The 19,584-nt window shown below is 56.3% G+C and carries 19 protein-coding genes; 12 read left to right on the top strand and 7 right to left on the bottom strand.

Annotated elements, in window-relative coordinates; genetic code table 11:
* Positions 1-108 precede the first annotated feature (108 nt).
* The 6 genes from guaA to Q1K07_RS16510 all read left to right on the top strand — a co-directional run bounded on the left by guaA (position 109) and on the right by Q1K07_RS16510 (position 7,291).
* On the top strand, positions 109-1,686 hold the full coding sequence (guaA, locus tag Q1K07_RS16535; RefSeq protein ID WP_149286156.1) for a glutamine-hydrolyzing GMP synthase: 1,578 nt from the start codon (positions 109-111) through the stop codon (positions 1,684-1,686).
* A 349-nt stretch (positions 1,687-2,035) separates the two neighbouring features.
* Positions 2,036-3,610, top strand: coding sequence for a hypothetical protein (locus Q1K07_RS16530; protein ID WP_300313306.1), 1,575 nt, complete (start codon positions 2,036-2,038; stop codon positions 3,608-3,610).
* Complete coding sequence (locus Q1K07_RS16525) at positions 3,607-5,313, top strand: hypothetical protein (RefSeq protein WP_300313303.1); 1,707 nt, start codon at positions 3,607-3,609, stop codon at positions 5,311-5,313. Before Q1K07_RS16530 ends, Q1K07_RS16525 begins: the two co-directional genes overlap by 4 nt.
* 654 nt (positions 5,314-5,967) lie before the next feature.
* Entirely contained in the window at positions 5,968-6,273 is a 306-nt protein-coding gene (locus Q1K07_RS16520) for a hypothetical protein (protein WP_300313299.1), read from the top strand.
* 125 nt (positions 6,274-6,398) lie between these two features.
* Positions 6,399-7,136, top strand: a complete 738-nt coding sequence (locus Q1K07_RS16515; protein ID WP_300313296.1) for a zeta toxin family protein — start codon at positions 6,399-6,401, stop codon at positions 7,134-7,136.
* 2 nt (positions 7,137-7,138) lie between these two features.
* The gene (locus tag Q1K07_RS16510; protein ID WP_300313293.1) at positions 7,139-7,291 is read left to right on the top strand and encodes a hypothetical protein; all 153 of its coding nucleotides are present in this window, start codon (positions 7,139-7,141) and stop codon (positions 7,289-7,291) included.
* Between the two features lie 217 nt (positions 7,292-7,508).
* On the opposite strand, the gene Q1K07_RS16505 is transcribed toward Q1K07_RS16510, so the two are convergent.
* The 3 genes from Q1K07_RS16505 to Q1K07_RS16495 all read right to left on the bottom strand — a co-directional run bounded on the left by Q1K07_RS16505 (position 7,509) and on the right by Q1K07_RS16495 (position 9,671).
* Positions 7,509-8,726, bottom strand: coding sequence for a hypothetical protein (locus Q1K07_RS16505; protein ID WP_300313291.1), 1,218 nt, complete (start codon positions 8,724-8,726; stop codon positions 7,509-7,511).
* 302 nt (positions 8,727-9,028) lie between these two features.
* A complete protein-coding gene (locus tag Q1K07_RS16500; RefSeq protein ID WP_300313288.1) occupies positions 9,029-9,412 on the bottom strand; it encodes a HipA N-terminal domain-containing protein in 384 nt (127 codons plus the stop codon).
* The gene (locus Q1K07_RS16495) at positions 9,402-9,671 is read right to left on the bottom strand and encodes a helix-turn-helix transcriptional regulator (RefSeq protein ID WP_300313285.1); all 270 of its coding nucleotides are present in this window, start codon (positions 9,669-9,671) and stop codon (positions 9,402-9,404) included. Before Q1K07_RS16495 ends, Q1K07_RS16500 begins: the two co-directional genes overlap by 11 nt.
* 263 nt (positions 9,672-9,934) lie before the next feature.
* On the opposite strand from Q1K07_RS16495, the gene Q1K07_RS16490 reads away from it, so the two are divergent.
* Together Q1K07_RS16490 and Q1K07_RS16485 are read left to right on the top strand one after the other, a co-directional pair.
* Positions 9,935-10,903 (top strand): cation diffusion facilitator family transporter, encoded by a 969-nt coding sequence (locus Q1K07_RS16490; RefSeq protein ID WP_300313282.1) that lies wholly within the window; start codon positions 9,935-9,937, stop codon positions 10,901-10,903.
* A gap of 21 nt (positions 10,904-10,924) precedes the next feature.
* Positions 10,925-11,239 carry a metalloregulator ArsR/SmtB family transcription factor gene (locus tag Q1K07_RS16485; protein ID WP_300313279.1) on the top strand — a complete coding sequence of 105 codons (315 nt, stop codon included), beginning with the start codon at positions 10,925-10,927 and terminating at the stop codon, positions 11,237-11,239.
* Between the two features lie 14 nt (positions 11,240-11,253).
* On the opposite strand, the gene Q1K07_RS16480 is transcribed toward Q1K07_RS16485, so the two are convergent.
* Positions 11,254-11,961, bottom strand: a complete 708-nt coding sequence (locus Q1K07_RS16480; RefSeq protein ID WP_300313277.1) for a class I SAM-dependent methyltransferase — start codon at positions 11,959-11,961, stop codon at positions 11,254-11,256.
* A 214-nt stretch (positions 11,962-12,175) separates the two neighbouring features.
* Here Q1K07_RS16480 and Q1K07_RS16475 point away from each other — a divergent pair, with 214 nt between their 5' ends.
* Positions 12,176-12,916: a dienelactone hydrolase family protein gene (locus Q1K07_RS16475; protein WP_300313274.1), complete on the top strand. Its 741-nt coding sequence runs from the start codon at positions 12,176-12,178 to the stop codon at positions 12,914-12,916.
* Between the two features lie 286 nt (positions 12,917-13,202).
* On the opposite strand, the gene Q1K07_RS16470 is transcribed toward Q1K07_RS16475, so the two are convergent.
* Both Q1K07_RS16470 and Q1K07_RS16465 read right to left on the bottom strand, forming a co-directional pair.
* Complete coding sequence (locus Q1K07_RS16470; RefSeq protein WP_300313272.1) at positions 13,203-14,360, bottom strand: HlyD family secretion protein; 1,158 nt, start codon at positions 14,358-14,360, stop codon at positions 13,203-13,205.
* Positions 14,361-14,389: 29 nt separating this feature from the next.
* Positions 14,390-15,970, bottom strand: coding sequence for a DHA2 family efflux MFS transporter permease subunit (locus Q1K07_RS16465; protein ID WP_300313269.1), 1,581 nt, complete (start codon positions 15,968-15,970; stop codon positions 14,390-14,392).
* Between the two features lie 299 nt (positions 15,971-16,269).
* Here Q1K07_RS16465 and Q1K07_RS16460 point away from each other — a divergent pair, with 299 nt between their 5' ends.
* A complete protein-coding gene (locus Q1K07_RS16460; protein ID WP_300313266.1) occupies positions 16,270-17,121 on the top strand; it encodes a putative RNA methyltransferase in 852 nt (283 codons plus the stop codon).
* A gap of 26 nt (positions 17,122-17,147) precedes the next feature.
* Here the strand turns inward: Q1K07_RS16460 and Q1K07_RS16455 are convergent, their stop codons facing one another.
* On the bottom strand, positions 17,148-18,071 hold the full coding sequence (locus tag Q1K07_RS16455) for an AraC family transcriptional regulator (RefSeq protein ID WP_300313263.1): 924 nt from the start codon (positions 18,069-18,071) through the stop codon (positions 17,148-17,150).
* Between the two features lie 202 nt (positions 18,072-18,273).
* On the opposite strand from Q1K07_RS16455, the gene Q1K07_RS16450 reads away from it, so the two are divergent.
* Complete coding sequence (locus Q1K07_RS16450) at positions 18,274-19,071, top strand: SDR family oxidoreductase (RefSeq protein WP_300313260.1); 798 nt, start codon at positions 18,274-18,276, stop codon at positions 19,069-19,071.
* Entirely contained in the window at positions 19,068-19,517 is a 450-nt protein-coding gene (locus tag Q1K07_RS16445) for a (2Fe-2S)-binding protein (RefSeq protein ID WP_300313258.1), read from the top strand. The genes Q1K07_RS16450 and Q1K07_RS16445 overlap by 4 nt, the downstream gene beginning before the upstream one ends.
* The last annotated feature ends 67 nt before the right edge of the window (positions 19,518-19,584 follow it).

Genomic DNA, 19,584 nt, shown 5'->3' with positions numbered 1-19,584 from the left:
GCCAGGCCGCATGAACGAGCTGGGAGTGGTCGGTCCTTGCAAGGGCAGGCACCGCTTCCAGCTTTTCGCTTTCCGTAACGTTTCAGGTTCCTCTACCAGGAAAGTCCGATGACCGATATTCACGCCCACAAGATCCTGATCCTCGACTTCGGTTCCCAGTACACCCAGCTGATTGCGCGTCGGGTACGGGAAATCGGTGTCTACTCCGAGGTTCGCGCCTTCGACATCAGCGAAGAAGAAATCCGCGAGTATCAGCCCAACGGTATCATTCTTGCCGGTGGCCCGGAGTCGGTGACCGAACTGGACTCTCCGCGCGCCCCCGATTGCGTGTTCGAGATGGGACTGCCGGTACTGGGCATCTGCTATGGCATGCAGACCATGGCCGAACAGCTCGGTGGCAGTGTTGCAGGCTCCAACAAGCGCGAGTTCGGTTATGCCCAGATTCGTGTAGATGCCGAGAACGCCCTGTTCAAGGACATCAAGGACCACGTCGACCACGAGACTGGCCGTGGCCTGCTGGATGTGTGGATGAGCCACGGTGACAAGGTGGCGGAAGCGCCCAAGGAATTCACCATTACCGCTTCTACGCCCAGTTGCCCGATCGCGGCCATGGCCTGGGAAGAAAAGCGCTTCTACGGTGTGCAGTTCCACCCGGAAGTGACGCATACCCTGCAGGGCCAGCGAATCCTTGAGCACTTCGTGGTGGATATCTGTCAGAGCGAGTGCAACTGGACGCCGGCACAAATCATTGAAGACCAGATCGCTCGAGTGCGTGACCAGGTCGGCGATCGTCATGTACTGCTGGGACTTTCTGGTGGTGTCGACTCTTCCGTGGTGGCAGCGCTGCTGCACAAGGCTATCGGCGACCAGTTGACCTGCGTATTCGTCGACAATGGCCTGCTGCGCAAGAACGAAGGCGATCAGGTCATGGAAACCTTCGCCAAGCATATGGGCGTGCGCGTGATTCGTGCCGATGCTGAGTCGCTGTTCCTCGGCAAGCTGGAAGGTGTCAGCGATCCCGAGCAGAAGCGCAAGGTCATCGGTAACACCTTCATCGAAGTATTCGATGAGGAATCCGCCAAGATCGAAGGTGTCGAATTCCTGGCCCAAGGCACCATCTATCCGGACGTGATCGAGTCTGCCGCCGCCAAGACCGGCAAGGCCCATGTGATCAAGTCGCACCATAACGTTGGTGGCCTGCCGGAAGACATGAAGCTTCAACTGGTCGAGCCGCTGCGCGAACTGTTCAAGGATGAAGTGCGCAAGCTGGGTCTCGAACTTGGCCTGCCGTACGACATGGTCTACCGCCATCCCTTCCCGGGACCGGGCCTGGGCGTGCGCATCCTCGGCGAAGTGAAGAAGGAATACGCCGATATCCTGCGCGATGCCGACGCCATCTTCATCGAAGAACTGCACGCTTCCGGTTGGTACCACAAGACCAGCCAGGCCTTCGCCGTGTTCCTGCCGGTCAAGTCCGTTGGCGTGGTCGGCGACGGTCGTCGCTACGAATGGGTCATCGCCCTGCGCGCCGTGGAAACCATCGACTTCATGACCGCCCGTTGGGCCCATCTGCCTTACGAACTGCTGGAGAAGGTGTCCAACCGCATCATCAACGAACTGCCCGGCGTCTCCCGCGTGACCTACGACGTATCAAGCAAGCCGCCCGCGACGATTGAGTGGGAGTGATCACACGTAAGGCACTAGCTGGCAGTAACCAGTAATAGATCGTATTCAAGCCCATGTTTTCATGGGCTTTTTTGTGTCTGACAGTATGTGAGTGGAAGTGGGGCTCTTATGTAGCAGCATGAGTGCGAAATAGACTGGGGGAATTTCCTCGACTGTGAGAATCTTATAAGCTCTTTTGGGAACAAAGGATCCAATGGGTAGACCAATGGCAACAGAGGGGACACCGGTAGACGAGGCGGAATTGGCTACTCAACTTCGCACACGCGGCTTGGTCCGTACGGTTGCGGATCGTGAGTGTCGGAGTCTGGACGATAACCATTCTGCGTTGCTCGAGACGCTTGCGACCATATTGAACGCTACCGATGCGCCGCCGATTGACCTCCATATCGAAGATGCGCTGGCAGAGCTGGAGGGACCGCGCTTCTTCCTCGTCCAGCATGTTCTATGCGACCTGATACCTCTTCTGAACGTAGATCAGGACATTCTTCTTGCCTTCGTCACGCGCCTGCTCGATACAGGTGGCAACGATCTGGCTGCTGGCGCCCCGAGTACCGCTTTTGGGGAGTGGACGAAGAAGGACCCGGTCAGATCCTCCAGGGTCTACGAAGCGGTACGTGCCGGTGATGGCCTGGCTCTGCGTCAACTATTCACGGTTCTCGTAATGAACGCCGATATCGAGGAAAGCCTCATTTTTGCGCAGGCTCACGAGAGGGAGGCGAAGCTCGCCGCCCTCTCTGCTTTGGGTGCCATGGAGCTGGGTGAACGCTACGATGAGGTGCTCAACATCCTGCTCCAAGAGGCGTCCAGTAATGACGAAGACATCGCACTCCGGTCCCTCGAAGCGGGCTATCGTGCTGCTGCACAGCGAAAAACACTTGCACCAGTCGGTTTTGACGAACAACTTGAACGGGTCGTTCAGACGAGAAGTCCCATCTCGATCCACTTGGCAGTGGACCTGCTGTGGCGTCACCAGGTCGGGCTCACAGAAAACGCTATGAACCTGTGCCTTGATGCCGCTGCGGATGTTGACCCAGATAGCGCAGGAACGATTTCGCACCTCGACCATGCAGCATATCAGCTTGTGGGCGCTGGGCATGCTGAGAAAGTGATTTTCCTGCTTCGTGAGTTATTTGATCGTTCAAAAGGCCGGATTACGCTGAACGCGTTCCAGAGCACTTGCTACACGCTGAAAAATGCCGGCTCTGATGTGATGGGTGGCGCGGTTGTGTACTGGCTGCTGAACGGGAGTATGTACACCCACCAATGCGTGGCTAGCGAAGTTTGCGGTGTCGGAAACGATGATCCTCCCTTCTCCATCCCTACGTCATCTCTTCCATTGGAGCCATTGGATCAACTATATCTCTGCCGCAAGGCCATTGGGTGGTTCTTCATTGATCCTCTGGCCGCAGTTGCTATACCGTTAGCGGTACTTCGCGATGGGTCTTCAGATATCAAAAATGATGTCCTCGATCTGATCTATCACCCCTTGCTCGTGAGCTATGGGGGAGAGTTGAAGAACTACCTTGAGCGTTACGCTGAGAGCATCCCGGACCTTGCTGAAGTGCTCACACGAAAGGCAGCGCTTCAAGATGCGATGGAAGGTATTGAGCGTTTAGTCGAGCTGCACCCTAGTGAAATGCAGCGCGAGGCGGCACACGTTCAATGGCACGAGCAGATGGAACGGGGCATGGAGCAGGGGCGCCGGGAATCTATTTTTGAGGATCTCGTCGCCAAACAATACATCCTGTATGGCCGATCGTCGTTGACGCCGATCCACACCGGAGAGGGCACCACACATCTCACCGAGACTGCGATGCATTCGTTCTCGGTCTCGTCCGAGTTGCCCATCCTCAACGTCGTTGACCCAGTTGGACTCGATCATATGCTCCTCCAGTTTAGGCTTGAGCAGCGAGAGCAGAGATGAAACTTGTCGTGATGCACTATCTGCGCTCGCTACGCGAGCGTGACGAACTCGACGCTATTCTGCCTGATCTTTTGGCTGAAAGTGGTTTTGAAGTTCTAACCCGTCCCCGTCGCGGCACCCGGCAAGCTGGTGTCGACGTAGCAGCAGTTGGCCCCAATCCAGATCGGGATGGCACTCGAAGTCTGTTCCTATTCACGATCAAGTCCGGTGATTTGACACGAGAGCATTGGGATACCAGCCAGCAGGCCGTGCGTCCGTCGCTGAATGAGGTTTTGGATGACTATATCCCGAACCGCATCCCGCCCCATTTTGCGGATCTGCCTGTCGTTATATGCGTCTGCATGGGCGGTGAGATGCGTGAGGATGTTCGGGCACAGTGGAGCGGTTACTGTCGGAAGAACGAGAGAGCTGACATTCACTTTGCCGAATGGAACGGGGATCGTCTTTCAGATCTGATCCTTAGCGGTATGTTGCGTGCTGAGTTAATTGAGAGCGAGAATCGAGGGCTGTTTCAGAAGGCGCTAGCGATGCTTGATCAGCCCGAGGTCGCTTATCGGCATTTCCGTCACTTGCTCAATGTCATTTTCACTGAGCCGAAGAATCAGACAGAGCGCACACGTCAGCTACGCAAGGCCTACCTGTGCCTTTGGATACTCTTTGTCTGGGCTCGCGATGCCGATAATCTTGAGGCCGCGTATCGAGCATCCGAGTTGGTGCTGCTACGCAGTTGGCCCCACTGTGATAGTACTCGTCTGCGCAAGGGAGCGACGCAACACGAGCGGCTAGCTCATTTCGATCAAGTCTTGCAGCTGCACTTCATCATCGCTCACCTTCTACTTGTCGAGAAGATTGGCCCGTTCGCTGACAAGCGCTATGCGCTTTCAATGGCCGTAAATTCACGCAACGCAGTAGACATTAACATCGCGCTATTCGAGGTGCTAGGGAGGTTGTCTCTCCACGGGCTATGGCTGGATGCTATAAGTGCCGGGGAGGACGAGTCATTCGCGCAGGCAATGAGTGAAAGGGCGGACAAGGTGCTCAACATAGCGATTGGGATGCTGAATGCGAATCCGACGCTTGCCGTTCCCGTTCGTGACGATTTCACGATTGAACTGGCTCTGTTTATGCGTCTCGCAGCTGTGCGCGGACGCCTATCTAATGTCGCTGACTACATCCGCAGCATGTCCGACCATCTCTGCTACGGACTGAGGGCTCGGCGGCATTATCCGACGCCGACGACAGAATATCGTGATGTCCTCTCACATCCGAGGGACCGCAGCGATGCATACTTCGAAGAGCATACGCGTGCGGGGATTCTTTACACTTTCGTGCTCGCTTGGCTTGCGATGATAGGAGATCAGGAGCGAGCAGAGCAGTTGCGCAGCACGCTGTTAGAGTACGCTCCTCACATGACCCACCAAATCTGGATTCCCGACGCACGAACGGATGAGGTTTTCTGGGATGGTGATCGAGATCACGGGGTGTCGGTACCAGGTCTGCCACTCAATGACTCGCTAGAGGCCGTTTTTAGCCTACTGAACCGTGTGATGAAGGAGTATCCGCTGGATGAGCGGATAAGCGCTGTCCGAAATCACCTGACTCCAATTTTTCTTATGGCCTGCCGCCACTATCGCATGCCTGTACCACCGCATGTTTGGCGAGGTCAGGATCGTTCCTCACCGGACAGTACCGCCTCGGGCTAAGCAACATCGGACTCCGAGATGCCGCAGCAGCAAAGTGATAGCCTTTGGTGCGTACACGCCCTGCCGCAATACAGATCCGACAGGATTAAAGGGAAGGAGGCAGATTCCGGAGCGGCTAATGGTAGCGCCGAGCTATGGGATTGTTCATGGAATCTCTGATGAACGCATTTTTACTTCATTGAAATTAAAGAGTTTTGGTAATCTATTCACAATTGAGCGTAAATAATCTTTTTCTGATATGAGTTGGAGCGGATGCTCAAGCACCTTGAAGACCAGGCCGCCGGTGAGAGATCACCAGCGGCTTTTTCAATGGTGCGTGCACATATGACAGCCGCACCGATACCGATCAACTACTGAAGAGAATTTCGGAGCTATTAACATGGGAATCAAATAGCTCATCCTGACCGATTTGATTTTCGTCCGCACCACACTGGCGCAGATGGGCGGATCTGCTGGTGTGGTGCGGTCTCGCATCGGCCTGGTGGCCGACGGCGGCACGTCCCTGTGCCGCCATTAACCCAACATAAAAGCATGCCGGGTTAATATCTGCTGTATCACGCGTGGCGCAGCGCCCGACAAGGACGTTCCGCTAAAGTGGTGGACAAATGTTCTACCCACAAACGCCGGAGCGAGACGAAATCTTGGGGTTGAGCCATGGAATACATTTTTACGCTGAAATACCAGTTGGCTGACCGTGATAGCGATCAGGAAGCGCTGGTGGAGCGCTTGGGCGCCGCCGGTTGTGATGACGCCCTGGTGGGCGTGGAGCTGCCTGGTCGTCTGGCGCTGGAGTTCTCCCGGGAGGCGGATAACGCTGAAGCGGCGTTTCATACTGCTCTGGCAGATGTCAAAAGTGCAGTTCCTTCCGCGCGCCTGATCGAGGCCTTGCCAGACCTTGTTGGTTTGACGGATGTGGCGGACGCCGTGGGCATTTCCCAGGAGCGGTGGACACCCCATTAAGACAGTACACTGAATGAGGTATCCCATGGCAAGGCAAGCAACGTCGATGAAGAAGACCTGTACCCGTTACTCCCAAGCCTACAAGGACGAGACCCTCACCAACCGTGTCGGCATGGGAGAAGAATATGGCCAGCGATGAGGAGATCATTGCCAATGCGGTGGCCTACGCCAAACAGCACAAACAGCGAATCGCTCGGGAGCGAACGAGTCTCGAGGACTATCCGCCGGAAGAGCGACCCGTTTCGATCTTTATGGCTGGCTCACCCGGAGCGGGCAAGACCGAGATCTCCAAGGAGTATGTTGCCGCTATCGAGGAAGTCAGGGCAGAAGGAATGGATGGCTTGAGTAATGTGCTGCGAATCGACCCTGACGACTTGAGAGAAGAGCTGCCGGGCTACACCGGTGCCAATTCCTGGCTGTTTCAGCGTGCTGTCTCCACTTTGGTGGCAAGGATCCATGATCTGATGCTGAAGCAGCGGCAGTCGTTCATCCTGGATGGCACGTTTGCTAGCTACAAGGTGGCAAGAGAGAATGTTGCTCGCTCCTTGGATAAAGAACGTGATGTGCAGATTTACTTTGTATATCAGGAGCCTACTCTTGCGTGGCAGTTCGTATGTAGCCGCGAGAAGGTCGAAGGTAGGAATATCCCCATTGACAGCTTCATCTGCCAGTTCCTGGATGTTCAGGATGTCGCCAGGCGGATCAAGCAGGAATTCGGGCAACAGGTGGGACTGGATATGATCATCAAGAACAACGACGGCACGAATCAGCGGTGGGAGACGGACGTCGAGTCGATTGATGACTACCTTCCTGAGCGCTACACTCGAGAACAGTTGGAAGACTTGCTCGTAAACGAGGCTTGAGCATGAATGACAAAGTCGTGAAATCAACTCCACTGACGCATTTTGCGCGCAACGCAACTGCAGAACAGAAGCAGGCACTGCGTAGCAAGGTCATCAACAATGCCATCGCTCGCCAGAAGCGCGTCATTGAGCAGGCAGAGAAAGGAAGCTGCTGACTGACTTGCGGTAGCCTCGTCAACGGCCTTCCACTGTGTGCTCTACTTTATCGTCTACCATCGACTTTATGGCCGCCCTTGCCCTATTTGGCTACTGGAGAAAGTCTCCAACCACATCATCAATGGAATTTTCCATAGTAGGTAGGAGGCATGCTATGAAAAAAGTAATGATACCATGTCTATGCGAGTAGAAGGTGCATGGTATTGATATGGTTTTTTAGGAGGGTTTCGTTTTAAGAGTATTTGGTGTGGTTCTTTCTGCTTCATCTTCAATGGTATAAAAAGTAAGATCAAACACCTTTTCTCCGGTCCCCTGAACTGTGCATTTTACTTCATGGAGAGCTGATGCAGGCTGATTGTGTTGGAATACTTTGAGAAAGTGTTGGGCAACCTCAAAGGCGGATCTAGGCGTTACTTTTGTTCCAGGACTCTCAATATTGATCTGATTCTTGTGATCGAAATTTTCTTCTGGTTCTCGGAACTTGAACTCTATCTCAAACACGATTTTTGCTCCCACGCGGATGGCATCTTCAAAGTGGCGTTTCGTTAATTCTTGAGCGAATATTGGTTCCGCTGCATTTATGGATATTCTTGATACGATTTCTATCGCGAGGAAGGCCAGAGACTTTGCAGCGTGCTGTTCGTGGGGTTTCCAGGCGTTCCTTCGTTTTATATTTCCATGGAAATAGAACCCTCGCTTCTCGACAAGATGATTAATCACATCATCTATCGATGGTTTAGTGGAAAGTAATTTTTCCGTATCTGAGTTGATTTTTCTCTTTGGCAGGGGGACTTCTCTAAGAGTTAATTCCAAGATATTTCGGAACTCTTGGTTATTTTTCAATGCGGTTTTTAAGCCCACTTTGTTAAACTTCCCGTCACCATAAAGAGATTCAATAAGTAAGAAAGAATAACGAAAGGAATTTATGAACTCTTGTGCCTGTAGTGCCTTCCGTGCGCTTCTTACAAATGTCGCTTCAAACTTGGGGGCACTTTGTTCGTTAGCAGCCATGATAGCACGCGTAAGCATATCGAAGGAGAGTGGTAGAGCGGTATCATTTTGACCTTTCGAGAAAGTCTTAATCTGGAGTTCGGCTTCTTCCTCGGGAGTTTCACTTTCATATTTGGCATTGATCTCATCTGTATTGAGTTCAATGTCAAATATGCACTCTAGGAACGTAGCTGCATCATCGAGTTGGCTCTTAACGAATATCATGCGAAGATCGCGATGGGTAATTGTTGTCGGCATCTCATCTTGACTAGATAGCTGAATATAAGGTGCGTATTCAAGAGGTTGTTTTTCGAAGATGAGTTCAAGAGCTTTAGCGTAGCCAGCCTCTTCGATGACCCGGAGTTTTCCTCCTTGCATCGGGATTTCCCAGTGGTCGTCGATGATTATTTTCCGTTTGAATGGAACCGTGTAGCGAATTTTCATGAACTATCAGCTTTTAGTGAAATGAGCAGCTAAGGTTGGATTATGCGATAAGCTCTAATTAGGTCGACACGAGAATCTTATTATGAGCAGAAAACGCAAGCAACACAGCACCAGCTTCAGCCAAGATGGATCTCGACGCTATCAAAGGTGATCGATAATGTAGCATATTTTGCGCACATTTGAAGAGGCGGTGACTTCGCTTGGACACAAGTGGATGTGACCAAGCCGCATCAGTTATTAGTTGACTGCTGCAACTCGAAACGCAAAGCAGCGCGAGAGTTTGCGATAGAGCGTCGTGCTCATTAGGTCGTAGAACTGTGCCAACCGAGGGCCTTCGTTGGTATAGAGAATAGCGAGGTTCTTGGCATGGCGTCATTGTTGCCGATTAGCCGCTGCAAGTCCTTGGCTGTGTGCCGACCTGCAGCAGGAGTTCGCGACAGCACATCAGACTGGGGCCACCGTCGCGTTCGTATTTGATCACCTTCCAGCAGCAGGTTCTCGAAGTAGGCCAGAACTCCTTCGCCAACGTGAACTCGCTGTGAGAGCGTCAATGAAGGCGAGAGGCTCACCGCTTCAGGGTGCTCCAGCCATTCAGTGGCATATTCGAAGCGTAACGGTTGAGTATCGTACAGTCGGCCAACATATTCGTCGCCGTGGTAAACCTTCAGGGCGCTGTCATTCGCCATGACGAATATCACCCTTGCGGCGCACGATGACCTCAAGCCCCATCAAGTCCAGCACGTCCAATACCTTTTGCAGTTGCAAGGTCGGCTTGCCTCGTTCCAGGTCGACAATGAAGCGATTTCCGGTGCCGGCCAGCCCTGCCAGGTCGATCTGCAGCAGGCCCTGTTCGGTGCGTAATTGACGCACCAGCTTGCCGAGTTCTTCGCTGTGGCGAATGGGAGCGGCCTGAAGGGACTTGGCAGGGGGTTTGTGTGTTGGCATGGCAGGCTCATGGGTAATTACCGTTCGGTAATTCTAGGCATGATTCTTATGACTCGCAACGAGATAATTACCGTTCGGTAATTATCTCGTCGGTTAAGATGCTGCTGGCAAGAAAAGTTACCGTACGGTAATTCAATTCACAACCATCTACCGCTTCTGCCCGTGATCGTTTGGCATTCGGCCATATCGTGCAGGGATATTGACGTACGACATATGAACATGTGTTCATGTATTGTATTGAATCGTTCCAGGAGGGGGCGGGCATGTCTCATTCGCACTCGCATGATCATCACGACCACGACCATTCCCATGCGCCGACGGTCACGGCGGGCAACGAGCGCAAGGTGCTGTTGTCGTTCTTCCTGATCTTCAGCTTCATGATCGTGGAGGTGGCAGGGGGGCTTATCTCGGGCTCACTGGCGCTGCTTGCCGATGCCGGGCACATGCTGACCGATGCCGTGGCGCTGGCGCTGGCCTATGCGGCCTTTCGCTTTGGCCGACGCGCCGCGGATGCCAAGCGGACCTTTGGCTATCTGCGTTTCGAGGTCATTGCGGGCTTCGTCAACGCCGTCACCCTGTTCGCCATTGTGTTGTGGATCATCTACGAGGCCTGGCAACGCTTCCAGGCACCGCATGCGGTGCTTGCCGGGCCGATGCTGGGCGTTGCCGTCGTCGGACTTCTGATCAACGTCGTTGTATTCTGGATTTTGACGCGCGGGGATAGTGAACACGTCAATATCAAGGGTGCGGCCCTGCATGTGCTGGGCGATCTGCTTGGCTCGGTTGGCGCGATCGTTGCGGCCGTGGTGATTCATTTCACGGGCTGGACACCGATCGATCCCATTCTGTCGGTGGTCGTGTCCTTGCTGATTCTGCGTAGTGCCTGGAAGCTTCTGGTCAAATCGCTGCATATCCTGCTGGAAGGCGCTCCCGACAATGCGACGCCAGCGCTGATCGAGCGCCATCTCACCGAGTCCGTGCCGGGGCTCGCCACTGTCAGCCATATTCACGTCTGGTCGATCACGTCCGGGCGTACACTGGCCACGATGCATGTGCAGCCAAAGGACGATGCAGACGCTCGAACAGTGGTGAGATCGGTCGAACATGAACTGAAGTCGCGTTTCGAGATTGAGCATGCCACCGTCGCTCTCGATTGGCGTGACGAATCTGAGTCATGCAGCCTGTCCCAGGATTCAGCCGATGGACATGGCAGTTGCGGACATAAGCATTGAACGCCCAGCAGGAGACTGTCATTGAGTCACACGAATTCACCGTCACAGAATGACATTGCCATTCTGGCAGAAACCTTTCATCTGCTTGGGGAACCGACACGACTGAGAATTCTGTTCTTTTGTCTGCGCGAGCCCAAGTCGGTGGGTGATATTTCGGAAAGCCTGGACCTGTCCCAGACGCTGGTCAGTCACCATTTGCGCCTGCTCAGGGGAGCGCGGCTGGTCAGAAGAGAGCGCCGCTCAAGGCAAGTGTTCTACGAAGTAGCCGACAGCCATGTAAGCGACATGCTGGTCGACATGGTGAGTCATGTGGAAGAGGATGCTATGGATGACTAGTGTCTATGGCGTCATCAAATGACACTCGATGTCCGCCTGGCATACCAGGCGTGGACCAGCCCGGCCTGGAAGAATGGCACCGGTGCATCGAATCCTCCTGCCGTCATGATGGCACTGATGCGCTCGGGCGGCAGTACCGCGACGTCGCGGCCGTACATGGCGCGGAACCGTTCTACTGTGTCAGGGGATACATCCCCGGCGCTCATCAGTTGCACCCAGACGTCCAGCAGGCTTTGATACGCCATGGAGTCTATATCCGAGGCTAGATCGGCGCTGGCCAGATAGCCGCCTGGCCGAAGTCGCTCGGCGATCTCGCGAAAGAAATCCGACCGCTTTTCTTCTTCCATGATGAACTGGGACACCAGGAGCGAGGTGGCCGCATCGAAGGGCGTCGAGGGTGCCAGGGTTTCGAGGTAGCCGTTGTGAAACTCGCAGCGAGAGGCAATCCCATGTTCCTCCGCGCGGCGGCGGCAGACTTCCAGCATTGACGCGGAAGGCTCCACGGCCGTGAAGTGGTATTCGGGAAAGCGCTGTGCGAGGTGGAGAATCTCGGAGCCGGTTCCGGCCCCGACACACAGCACTCGTGCATCGGCGGGAAGACCGGAAAACACCGCGCTGACCAGCAGGTTCAATCCATCGCGAATCGGAGCCAGTCTGGACCATTGCTGATCGTAGCCGGCGGCTTGTTGATCGAAGATCGCTTCCAGCTCTTTGCGTTGCATGTTTCCTCCGGATGAGCATGTAACGTAATCTTTGATGTTACATGTAATCGCATGCCTCGCCAAGCAAGGGGGAGGTGTCACTGGGCCATCACCGTCGGCTCACTGTTACCATGGGCCGATCCAGTGAGGGAGCGGCTCGTTTCATGAGCGGTATCCATTATCTCGGAATGCATATCAGCAAGGCGTGAGGACGCCGCCGCAAGGAGACATGACGATGACTTACGACGAGATCACTCTTCAGACCAGGGATGGGGAATGTCCTGCCTATGTATTCACCCCGGAAGGGCAAGGCCCATGGCATGCAGTGATTGTCTATATGGATGCTTTTGGCATTCGGCCCGGGCTCAAGCAGATGGCGGAAACTATCGCTTCTAATGGTTACCTGGTGCTGTTGCCGGACCTGTTCTACCGCTTGGGAAACTATGGCCCGCTGGTACCGAAGGAGATTTTTGCCGGTGACGATTTTCGTGCCGTGATCGGGCCGCTGATGGCCAGCACCGACAATCATATGGCAGCAGCGGATACCGAGGCGTGTCTGAAGTATCTGGATGCGCGTGAAGATGTGATCGGTGGCAAGATTGCCACGGTCGGCTTCTGCATGGGGGGCGGCATGGCGATCACCGTGGCTGCCAGCTATCCGGAGCGTGTGGCGGCAGCGGTGAGCTTTCATGGCGGCAACCTGGCCACCGATCAGCCCACCAGCCCGCATCTGCAGGCACCGAAGATCCAGGCCGAGTTGTATATCGCCGTGGCTGACAATGACAAGAGCTACCCACCGGCAATGGCCGAACGTTTCGAGAAAGCGTTGAGCGATGCCGGGGTGAGATATCGTAGTGAATTGTATCGAGGTGCGGCTCACGGCTGGATGAAGCCGGACTTCCCCATCTATGACAAGGTCGCGGCCGACAAGGGGTGGGCCGAGATGTTCGAGCTGTTCGAGCGCACGCTTCGCTAAGTCGTATTGCAAAGACGGTAGGCCGTATTGCGGAGAGGGATGTTTTCCCCTTCCAGGCGCCATGATGAGGGCAAGGGAAACACTGCATAAATGTCTGCGCTACTCAATCACTGCGTTACGCGGTGCTCACCATCCTCACCTATACCCCATAGGCTCCGGTTGTTGTGCTCCGGGCGCCTTGTGCTTGAGTATGCTCGTCGATTTATTCAGCGCTTCCCAAGCACGTTGCCCTCTCTTGTCTCTGTATCTTCCCTTGTCTCAGCCGAATGCCATGGCCGCGATGGTGTCAGCCATGGCGTTGGCCATCCACGGTGACATCGATGTCGACCTCGACCATCATTCCGGGGCCGATCAGCTCGATGGGGCCATCATCCAGGGCAATACGCACGGGAATGCGCTGGGTGATCTTGGTGAAGTTGCCGGACGGGTTGGGGTCCGGCAACAGCGCGAACTGGCTGGTCGCGGCGCGTCCGATGACGGCGACATGGCCATGGAAGTCGTCGTTGGGGTAGGCATCGACGGTGATGTCGACCGGCTGGCCGAGACGCAACTCGCCAACATCGGTCTCCTTGATGTTGGCCTCGACCCACAGGGCGTCGGGGTTATGCATCATCAGGATCGGCTGGCCGGCGCTGATGTATTCGCCCTCGTCGATCAGTGTCTTGTCGACGACCCCACTGATCGGGCTTGGCACTTGCAGGTCGCTGAGGCGCAGTTGTTGCTGAGCCACCTGGGAACGGGCCTGGGCCAGCTCCTGAGTCGCCATCTCCAACTGGGCGCGAATCACGTCGGGATTGGGCAGAGGCATCTGCGAACCGTTGATGAAGCCGACTTGAGCGTTGTCGGCCTGGGCCTGGCTGACGGCCACTTCTTGGGTGGCCTGGTGGGACTCCGCTTGGGCAGATTGCAGGGCGTAGTAATCCTCGTCACGTTGCTGCTGCGAGACCGAGTGTCTGGCCAACAATGAGTTGGAGCGCTCATAGTCCTTGCGAGCCTGCTCCAGACGCGCATTGGCGGCATCCATGGCAGCTCGACTGGCCTCCAGCTCCTGCTGAGTGATATTCACCCCGCCTTCGAGCTGCGCCTGGGACAGCTTCAAACGTGAGTTCTGGTAGTTCAGCCGGGCCTGTGCCGCGGCTACTCCTGCTTGCAGTGCTTCGAGCTGGCGCTCATCCGGTTGGCTGTAAAGCCGGGCGACCATGTCGTCCTTGGCCAGGGCGTCTCCCTCGATCAGGGTGAAATCCGTGACCCAGCCAGGCAGGCGGCTGCTGACGGTGACTTGATCGGCCATCACCCGCGCATCCTGGGCACTGACATGGGTCAGGCGGTGATGGATCGCCAAGCCAGCCCAGATCAGACAGGCCAGCACCAACAGGGTGAGCAGTGCTAGCCGGGAGGCTTTGGGCAAGCGGCGGGATGTGGCTTGTGAGCTTGGTGTTGTCATGTCGAAGATCCTCGAACGAGCGAAAAGGATTAGGCATACCGCCAGCGGCTGAGCAGCACCGAGGGAATGCTGACGATCAACAGGACGCCTACCAGTAGCCAGAAACCATCCTGGTAGGCGAGGAGCGAGGCCCAGATCGACTCCAGGCGCCCGGTCAGATAACCCGCCATGGTCTGCTGCTGGGTATCCGGAATGCCGAGGCGTGCGGTCAACTCCGCCAAGTAGCTGAGTTGTTCATTGGCCATGGCGTTATTGGCATTGATGCCGGCATTCAGGTGGTGGCCATGCAGCGCTGTCTGGCGGTCGAGCAGAATGACCAGGCCCGCTGTACCTAATGCTCCACCCAGTTGCATGGCGAAGTTGATCGCTCCTGAGCCGTGACCGGTAAGCTGCAGCGGAAGCGCAGCAATGGCATTGGACAGCGTGGGTGGCGGGAAGGACGCCATGCCGATGGACATGATCGCCATGCTGCCGGCGAGGAAAGCGAAGGAAGTATTCCAGTCCATCTGCGCCATGTGCCATACCGAGAACACCGTGCAAGCCAGTCCCGGCAGGGTGATCCAGTGTGGTGGATGACGGTCGCTGAGCCAGCCAACCAGCGGCACCAGAACGCCGAGCACTGCTGTCGATGGTACGAAGATCATCCCGGCGGTAATGGGACTGTAGTCCAGGACCGATTGTACAAACTGTGGCAGCAGATACATCACGCCGTAGAAGGCACCGCCGAACAGCAGCATCGCCAGGGTGCCGACCACAAAGATCCGATAGCGGAAGATCGCCAGGTCGAGCAACGGGTGTTTGGCGTGTTTTTGCCAGGCAATGAAACTCGTGGCACAGAGTAGCGAGAGCAGCACCAGCACTGGCACTCGTGGATCGTCCCAGCCCCAGCGCTGGCCATTGGAGAGTGCCGTGAGGATGGAGAAGACCGCAGCGAAGAGCATGGCGACACCCGCCCAGTCGAAAGGAGGGCGCGGCCCCTTCTGCTCACGGGATGGCAGAAAGATATAGCCCATCACTACCGCCGCCAGGCAGATCGGCAGGGTAATGAAGAATACGTATCGCCAGGTGAAGTTCTCCACTAGCCAGCCGCCGATCACCGTTGCCAACGTCAACGGCAACCCCAGACACATGCCATACATGGCCACCGCCATGCCTCGTCCCTCCGGGGGATAGGCAGCGAACAACGCCTGCATGGCCACCGGTCGGATCAGCCCGGTCATCGCGCCCTGGATGATGCGAGCGGCGACCAGTGTTGCCATGCCTTGGCCCAGACCACCGAGAATCGATGCCGCGATGAATACCAGCAAAAGGCCCATGAAAGTAGCACGCTGGCCGATGGCGGCCACCAACCAGGGCGCGACCAGCAGCGATACGGTGGTGGAGGCCAGGAAGCCGGTGGATAGCCACTGTACCTGGGAATCGCTCATGCCGAAGGCGCCCTTGATATAGGGAATCGCCACGTTGACGATGGTGATCGACATGCCGAGCGCTACCAGGCCCAGCATCACCGTGAGCGTTACCCATAGTCGATAGCGAGGGCCATAGCGCTTGAACAGACGTTCCACCTGGGTCATCGGGGGCGTCTCGCGCAGAGAGGTGTCATTCGACAAGGAGACTCTCCTTCATGCAGTCGGGGAGGGACCCATTGGCGCGCAAGAAACAGGCCGGTATCCAGAGGGACACCGGCCCGGGTGAGCGGCGGGTCATCAACGTGCAATAGCGGGTTTATAATTCGTATGCTAAGGATGCTAGCGCATCCTGGCAGTGAAGCACAGGGGCAGAAAGAAACAGGGGGACAGCAAGAAGAAGCTGGTGCGGTAGCTGCGGTAAAAGGCGCTGCAGCGGCTTACAATATGTGGCTGGATGATGACCTGCGCGCCTACAGGATGATGAAGAGGGAAAAGTGAGCATGAGTACAATAGCGTTTGACGCACTGGCTTGCCCATTGGATGGAGGCCCGTTGCATCGACGCGATGGTGCCTGGTGTTGTGAGGCTGGCCATAGTTTTGATATCGCTCGACAAGGCTATGTGCATTTGTTGCCTGTGCAGCGCAAGCGCTCCCGTGACCCCGGTGACAGCAAGGAAATGGTCGCGGCGCGACGCCGTTTTCTCGATGCCGGTCATTATCAGCCGATTGCCAAGGCCGTCGCTCAGGCAGTGCTGAAGGGCGCGCCTGCCGATGAGGCACTGCACTGTCTTGATGCCGGCTGTGGAGAGGGCTATTACCTGCGTGAGCTGGAAGGCGTCGCTGGTGATAACCAAAAGCTGGCGCTACTGGGTGTGGATATTTCCAAGTGGGCGGTGCTCGCTGCCGCCAAAAGCTGGAAGTCTGCTACTTGGTTGGTTGGCACCAACGCCCAATTGCCTGTACAGACGAGCAGCCTGGAACGGGTGCTATGCATGTTCGGCTTCCCCGTATACGCCGAGTTTGCCCGGGTGCTGAAGTCAGGCGGTGAGCTGCTTCTGGTCGAGGCGGGCCCTGATCACCTGCGTGAATTGCGCGAAATCATCTATCCCGAGATCAAGTCGCCGCGTCGTGAAAGCGATACGGTTCCAGAGGGCTTTGTCCGTACAGGCGACAGCGAGACACTGCGTTACGCCGTCGATCTTGCCGATGCGACACAGATTGCTGATCTGCTGGCCATGACGCCGTATCTTCACCGTGCCAATGCCGAAGGGCGAGCACGAGCCGCGGCGTTGGAATCGCTGAGCGTTAGCGTGGATGTGCGGATAACGCGTTTTACCTGCCATGCTGCGTAGCGAGTTCACTGTCCACGTGACTGACTTTAATTCGAACAGACTTCGCTTTCCTCCTCGATAAGGGCCGGCTTGCTCCGCAGGCGCAGGGCATCGCGCTTCGGCGGCACCTGGAACAGTCGTCCGTACTCCCGCGTGAACTGCGAAACGCTCTCGTACCCCACCTCGAAGGCGGCATTGCTCGCTGAAAAACCTTCGTCGAGCATCAGGCGGCGTGCCTCTATCAGGCGCAGCCGCTTCTGATACTGTCCTGGTGTCAGCGAGGTCATGTGCTTGAAGTGCTTGTGAAACGAGGTGAGGCTCATGCTGGCCTCTGCCGACAGCCGTTCCATGGGAATGCGCGAACGGTATTCGGCTCTGAGGATCGCGATGGCAGCAGCGAGGCGGCTCGCATGACTGTCTGGGTCCGCCAGTGCCCGCAAGGCAGTACCGTGAGGTCCCGACAGCAGCCAGTAATGCAACTCCCGCATGATTCCCGGATGCAGTATCGACGTCGCCTCGGGATGATCCAGCAGGTGCATCAGCCGTGATGCGCAATTGAGCAATGCGGTTTCGGTGTCTTCGGCAAATAGCGTCGTCATCTCGGATGGGCGCCCAGCAGGGAGGCTCCCCATGTGAGCGGCGAGTTCGCGCAATACCACCATATCCAGTTCGACGGCTATCGCCAGATAAGGCTCGTTCTGGCTCGCTTGCACAATCCGCCCAACCACTGGCATGTCTGCGCCCACGATGACCGACTGACCGGCAGAGAAGATCTGTATCTCCTTCCCGACGGTCAAGCGCTTCGCACCCTGCAGAACCAGGCAAATCAGCGGCCTGTAAACCGAATGCAGGTCGCCGACCGGCGCTTCGAGGCACATCATCCGTAGACCCGACACTGGTGTTAGCGCCAGGCCATCACCATTGGCGTGGCGGCTGGCATAAGCTCGGACAGCCTGCTTGAGCGAGTTCATATACATCCCTCCCACATGTTGTCTCGAACTTAGCATGGTGGTGAGAGCCGTTCACCACCACTGCAGGATAAGGCAAGTCTTGCGCAAGTATAGGCAAGCCCTATTGCTCGCCGAATCGTGACAATGGCAATGCCAGCGCAGGCGACTGCGCGGTGGTCGAATTGATTACGTTTTAGGCCATGAGCCGATAGAGGACGAAACAGTGAAGACATCGGAAAACACTATTCTCATCACCGGGGGCGGTTCCGGGATTGGTCGAGAACTCGCTCGGCGCTTCAATGAGCTTGGCAACACCGTGATTGTTGCGGGGCGTCACCAGGAGACGCTGGAGGAAACCATCGCCGACCGACAGGACATGCATGCGATGGTCGTTGATATCGAGGATCCGGAGGCCATCATGGCCTTTGTCGACCGTGTCGTCGTCGAGCATCCCAGCCTCAACGTCCTGATCAACAATGCTGGCATCATGCGGCGCGAGGACTTGTCCAGGCCCCGTGACCTGAGCGACTCAGAGCAGACGATCATTACCAATCTGCTCGGGCCGATCCGGCTGACGAACGCATTGACCGACCATCTGGTGAACCAGCCCGATGCGGCGATCGTGAATGTAACGTCCGGCCTGGCCTTCGTGCCGATGAGCGGCACACCAACCTACAACGCGACCAAGGCAGCGCTTCATTCCTACACGGTGTCCCTGCGCGAACAACTCAAGGGCAAGGTCGAGCTCATCGAGCTTGCCCCTCCTGCGGTGCAGACTGAACTCACTCCTGGCCAGTCGACCCGAGAGGGCTATATGCCGCTCGCTGACTTCATCGACGAGGTCATGATGCTGTTCCGCGAACAGCCAACACCCAGGGAAATCCTGGTGGAACGAGTGAACTTCCTGCGCTGGGCGGAGCGTGACGGACACTTCGATCACGCGGTCGAGATGCTGAGTGCTTTGAGTGCAGGCACATCCCGGCATGAGACCACAGGTCAGGTCGAGGAGTCGCATTCATGACAGCATTCACGATCAACGGGCGTGCGGTGGAAGTTACCGCTGAAACGGATACACCGCTGCTCTGGGTGATCCGGGAGCAACTGAAGCTCACCGGCACCAGGTTCGGCTGTGGCGTCGCGCAGTGTGGGGCGTGCACGGTACACCTGGATGGTGAGCCGGTGCGTTCCTGTTCCTTCCCGTTATCCGGGGTTGAGGGAAGATCCGTCACCACCATCGAAGGGTTGTCCGAGGATGGTTCGCACCCTGTCCAGCGCGCCTGGGCCGAGCTTGACGTGCCTCAGTGTGGCTACTGCCAGTCGGGGCAGATCATGAGCGCGGCGGCACTTCTGGCACGAAACCCGAATCCCTCTGATGAGGACATCAATGCAGCGATGCACGGCAATCTGTGCCGCTGCGGCACCTATGTGCGTATCCGGGCGGCCATTCACCGAGCCTCCGAAAGCTGATCCTTGCAAGCTGAGCGCCGAAAGCAACGCGCTCCGCTCTACATCAACGCTTACTCAAAGGGCAGGT

This window comes from Halomonas sp. (genome assembly GCF_029263665.1).
Lineage (GTDB): Bacteria > Pseudomonadota > Gammaproteobacteria > Pseudomonadales > Halomonadaceae > Halomonas.
The sequence above is the reverse complement of the archived record's forward strand: the minus strand, read 5'-3'. Positions and strand labels throughout refer to the sequence as shown.

Coding starts and splice junctions, on each gene's coding strand:
- Q1K07_RS16490 (WP_300313282.1), top strand. CDS start 9,935: ATGTCTCATTCGCACTCGCATGATCATCACGACCACGACCATTCCCAT.
- Q1K07_RS16445 (WP_300313258.1), top strand. CDS start 19,068: ATGACAGCATTCACGATCAACGGGCGTGCGGTGGAAGTTACCGCTGAA.
- Q1K07_RS16495 (WP_300313285.1), bottom strand. CDS start 9,671: ATGCCAACACACAAACCCCCTGCCAAGTCCCTTCAGGCCGCTCCCATT.
- Q1K07_RS16500 (WP_300313288.1), bottom strand. CDS start 9,412: ATGGCGAATGACAGCGCCCTGAAGGTTTACCACGGCGACGAATATGTT.
- Q1K07_RS16510 (WP_300313293.1), top strand. CDS start 7,139: ATGAATGACAAAGTCGTGAAATCAACTCCACTGACGCATTTTGCGCGC.
- Q1K07_RS16520 (WP_300313299.1), top strand. CDS start 5,968: ATGGAATACATTTTTACGCTGAAATACCAGTTGGCTGACCGTGATAGC.
- Q1K07_RS16460 (WP_300313266.1), top strand. CDS start 16,270: ATGAGTACAATAGCGTTTGACGCACTGGCTTGCCCATTGGATGGAGGC.
- Q1K07_RS16505 (WP_300313291.1), bottom strand. CDS start 8,726: ATGAAAATTCGCTACACGGTTCCATTCAAACGGAAAATAATCATCGAC.
- Q1K07_RS16455 (WP_300313263.1), bottom strand. CDS start 18,071: ATGAACTCGCTCAAGCAGGCTGTCCGAGCTTATGCCAGCCGCCACGCC.
- Q1K07_RS16475 (WP_300313274.1), top strand. CDS start 12,176: ATGACTTACGACGAGATCACTCTTCAGACCAGGGATGGGGAATGTCCT.
- guaA (WP_149286156.1), top strand. CDS start 109: ATGACCGATATTCACGCCCACAAGATCCTGATCCTCGACTTCGGTTCC.
- Q1K07_RS16470 (WP_300313272.1), bottom strand. CDS start 14,360: ATGACAACACCAAGCTCACAAGCCACATCCCGCCGCTTGCCCAAAGCC.
- Q1K07_RS16480 (WP_300313277.1), bottom strand. CDS start 11,961: ATGCAACGCAAAGAGCTGGAAGCGATCTTCGATCAACAAGCCGCCGGC.
- Q1K07_RS16525 (WP_300313303.1), top strand. CDS start 3,607: ATGAAACTTGTCGTGATGCACTATCTGCGCTCGCTACGCGAGCGTGAC.
- Q1K07_RS16515 (WP_300313296.1), top strand. CDS start 6,399: ATGGCCAGCGATGAGGAGATCATTGCCAATGCGGTGGCCTACGCCAAA.